The sequence below is a fragment of the Acinetobacter modestus genome (assembly GCF_014636095.1).
Classification (GTDB): Bacteria; Pseudomonadota; Gammaproteobacteria; order Pseudomonadales; family Moraxellaceae; genus Acinetobacter; species Acinetobacter modestus.
Map to the genome: position 1 here is coordinate 1 of NZ_BMDV01000021.1, position 3,468 is coordinate 3,468.

Consider the following 3,468-nt stretch of genomic DNA (forward strand, 5'->3'; position numbering starts at 1 on the left):
TAGGGGTCGTCTCAGGAAACGGAAAATATAGCACGCTAAGGTTTTTCAATTGCGCGCAATGGCCTAAATTTTCCACCACCTATCTTGGCTTTGCTTCGCCATAGATAATCCCCAGTTAAATTGATGTGCTCCCACCCCAGCGGTGACAGATATTGCAGCAAGGTATCATCGACTGTGCGACCATGCCCTCGTAGGGCGTTAGTCGCTCTCTCTAAATAAACCGTGTTCCACAATACAATGGCGGCGGTCACTAGATTCAAGCCACTGGCTCGATAACGCTGTTGCTCAAAGCTTCGATCTCGAATCTCACCCAATCGATAAAAGAAAACGGCGCGCGCTAATGCATTACGGGCTTCACCTTTATTTAATCCAGCTTGAACCCGACGGCGTAGTTCTACGCTTTGCAACCAATCCAAGATAAACAGTGTGCGCTCAATACGCCCCAGCTCTCGTAATGCCAATGCCAAACCATTCTGTCGTGGATAACTACCGAGTTTACGTAGCATTAGCGACGCTGTGACAGTCCCTTGCTTGATTGATGCGGCCAGACGCAAAATATCGTCCCAATGAGTACGAATCTGTTTGATATTCAGTGTGCCGCCAATCATGGGTTTAAGTGCGGCATAGTCTATGTCTGACTTTGGAATATAGAGTTTCGTATCGCCCAGATCACGAATTCGTGGTGCAAATCGAAACCCTAGCATGTGCATGAGTGCAAAAACATGGTCGGTGAATCCAGCCGTATCGGTGTAGTGTTCCTCGATGCGTAAATCAGACTCGTGATACAGCAGCCCATCAAGAACATAGGTTGAATCACGAACGCCCACATTGATCAGCTTACTGCTAAATGGTGCGTATTGATCAGAAATGTGTGTATAAAATAACCTTCCAGGCTCTGCGCCATATTTTGGATTGATATGTCCTGTACTTTCAGCTCTGCCACCTGCGCGGAAGCGTTGGCCATCTGATGAGGAGGTAGTGCCATCTCCCCAGTTTTCAGCGAAAGGTTGTTTCAATTGAGCATTCACCAATTCGGCCAATGCCGTTGAATAAGTTTCATCACGGATATGCCAAGCCTGTAGCCATGAGAGTTTGGCATAAGTTGTACCAGGACATGATTCGGCCATTTTCGTCAGCCCTAAATTAATTGCATCAGCCAGTATGGTCGTGAGCAATAACGCTTTATCCTTCGCAGTGTCATCCGTTTTCAAATGAGTGAAGTGTCGAGTAAAGCCTGTCCATTCATCGACCTCCATTAATAATTCGGTGATCTTGATATGTGGTAACAGCATTGCTGTTTGGTCAATTAAAGTTTGGGCTGTATCAGGAGCCACGGCATCGAGAGGTGTTATTTTTAGACCAGATTGATTGATCATCGCATCAGGCAAATCGTTGGTCGCTGCCATGCGATTAATGATTGCTAATTTCTGCTCCAATAGTGAAAGGCGACTTTGCAAATATAGATCACAATCAGTAGTAATGGTTAGAGGTAACTCATTGGACTGTTTTAGCTGATTAAATTTATCAGCAGTCACTAAATACTCATCGAAGTCTTTGAATTGGCGAGAGCCTTGTACCCAGAGATCCCCAGCCCGTAGCGAGTTTTTAAGTTCAGATAACACACATATTTCGTAATAGCGGCGATCAATACCATCATCGGTAAAGACTAGTCTTGCCCACCGTTTTTTGATAAACGCTATTGGAGCATTAGAGGGGATTTTTCGTGTATTATCAACATTCATGCTGCGGAGCAACTCTACAGCGGCAAGCATATCTTTTGCTGCTGGGGCAGCACGCAATTTAAGTATGGCAAGAAGTTCTGGCGCGTAACGGCGTAAAGTTGCATAGCTCTCGCCAATTCGTGGTAAAAAATCAAAGTCTTCGGGTTGCGCCAGTTTTTCTGCCTCAGTAATACTTGCTGCAAAAGCATCCCATGAAATAACAGTTTCGATGGCGGCAAACGGATCACTGCCATTTTGCTTGGCATCTAGCAAGGCTTTCCCGATAAGCCCATACAAACGCACTTTGTCGTTGATCGCTTTACCTGATGATTGAAATTGTTGCTGGTGTTTATTTTTTGCGATAGCAAATAGCTTTCCAATAATGCGATCATGCAGGTCAATAATTTCGTCGGTGATCGTGGCCATACTCTCCACAACGATTGCTACCAAAGTGGCATATCGACGTTGAGATTCAAATCTGGCCAAATCAGCAGGAGTCATTTGCCCACCTTCGCGAGCAATTTTCAGTAAGCGATTTTGATGAACGTGTTTTCCAATGTCTTCAGGTAGATCGATGGCTTGTAAGCACTTCAGCCGCTCAATGTGCTCAAGCATGTACTTTGAGTTTGGTTTAGCTGGTGACTGTCTAAGCCACCCCAATATTGTCAGTTTGCTGCCCTCTTTACGGTTCAGCAAAGCATCTATATTTTGACGATGAGTTTCTGAAAGTGAGCTCGTCAAAGCAGTATAAATTATGCGGTTGGCAGATGTGATTGCTTCTGCGCAAATACTATCAATTGCATTTATAGCTGGCAAAAGGACTGATTTTTGTCGTAAATTTTCAACGAGAGTTGTGGCTAAAATAAGACCTTTATCTGTCTGAAGGGACAAATCCACCATCATATTGACCGATTGCCGATAGTCACTCAAGGTGAATAGTTTGAACCCAAAAACTTTTTTCAATTCGGCAATATGTTCTCGTCTTGTTTGCTCGCGCTGACCATAATCATTCCAGCAGTCCACTGATATACTAAGTTGAGCAGCCATCATGAAAAGTAAGGGTTTGAATGGTTCGTCGTTAATACCCAATATCACTCCAGGGTAACGCATGTAGCAAAGTTGAATTGCAAAGCCTAGCTTGTTGGATGCCCCTCGATGTTGATGGACTATGGATTTATCAGAATCACTCAGAGTGTAATGCTGAAGCATAAAAGCTCTATCATCTGGAATTTCGAACAGGCTTCCCAATTCCGTGGACGACAAAATAGAATGGCGCGGCATGGCTCATTAGTCCCAAATAAACTAAACTATTAAAGGTACATTATTTTGTACCGCCACGCTTAGCTTTGCGCTGCAATTTCGCAAGGAGGTTCAATTGGGACAGAATGCGGCCATTTATTGCCGAGTATCAACGAACGATCAGTCCTGCGAACGACAGGAATATGACCTACGTGCCTACGCCAATCGTTGCGGCTACGATGTTGTCGGTGTTTGGAAAGAAACTGCATCAGGCAGTAAGGATGAGAGATTGCAAAGAAAATACTTGATGACCATGGCGCAATCTCGTGAAATCGATGCCATCTTGGTGACGGAATTGACACGCTGGGGCAGAAGCACCGTGGATCTCGTACAGTCATTACAAGATCTTGGGCATTTCGGGGTATCTCTGGTGGCACAAACAGGTTTGCAGTTTGACCTTTCCACATCTCAGGGAAAGCTCATGGCTTCTGTGATGTCTGCATTAGCA

The 3,468-nt window shown here is 44.8% G+C and carries 2 protein-coding genes; one reads left to right on the plus strand and one right to left on the minus strand.

The window, feature by feature from the left end; translation table 11 throughout:
- Positions 1-35 precede the first annotated feature (35 nt).
- Positions 36-3,002 carry a Tn3-like element ISAcsp1 family transposase gene (locus tag IEV17_RS17025; protein WP_004726714.1) on the minus strand — a complete coding sequence of 989 codons (2,967 nt, stop codon included), beginning with the start codon at positions 3,000-3,002 and terminating at the stop codon, positions 36-38.
- 94 nt (positions 3,003-3,096) lie between these two features.
- On the opposite strand from IEV17_RS17025, the gene IEV17_RS17030 reads away from it, so the two are divergent.
- Positions 3,097-3,468: recombinase family protein (locus IEV17_RS17030; RefSeq protein ID WP_147392599.1), on the plus strand; the 372-nt coding region annotated here is incomplete at its 3' end.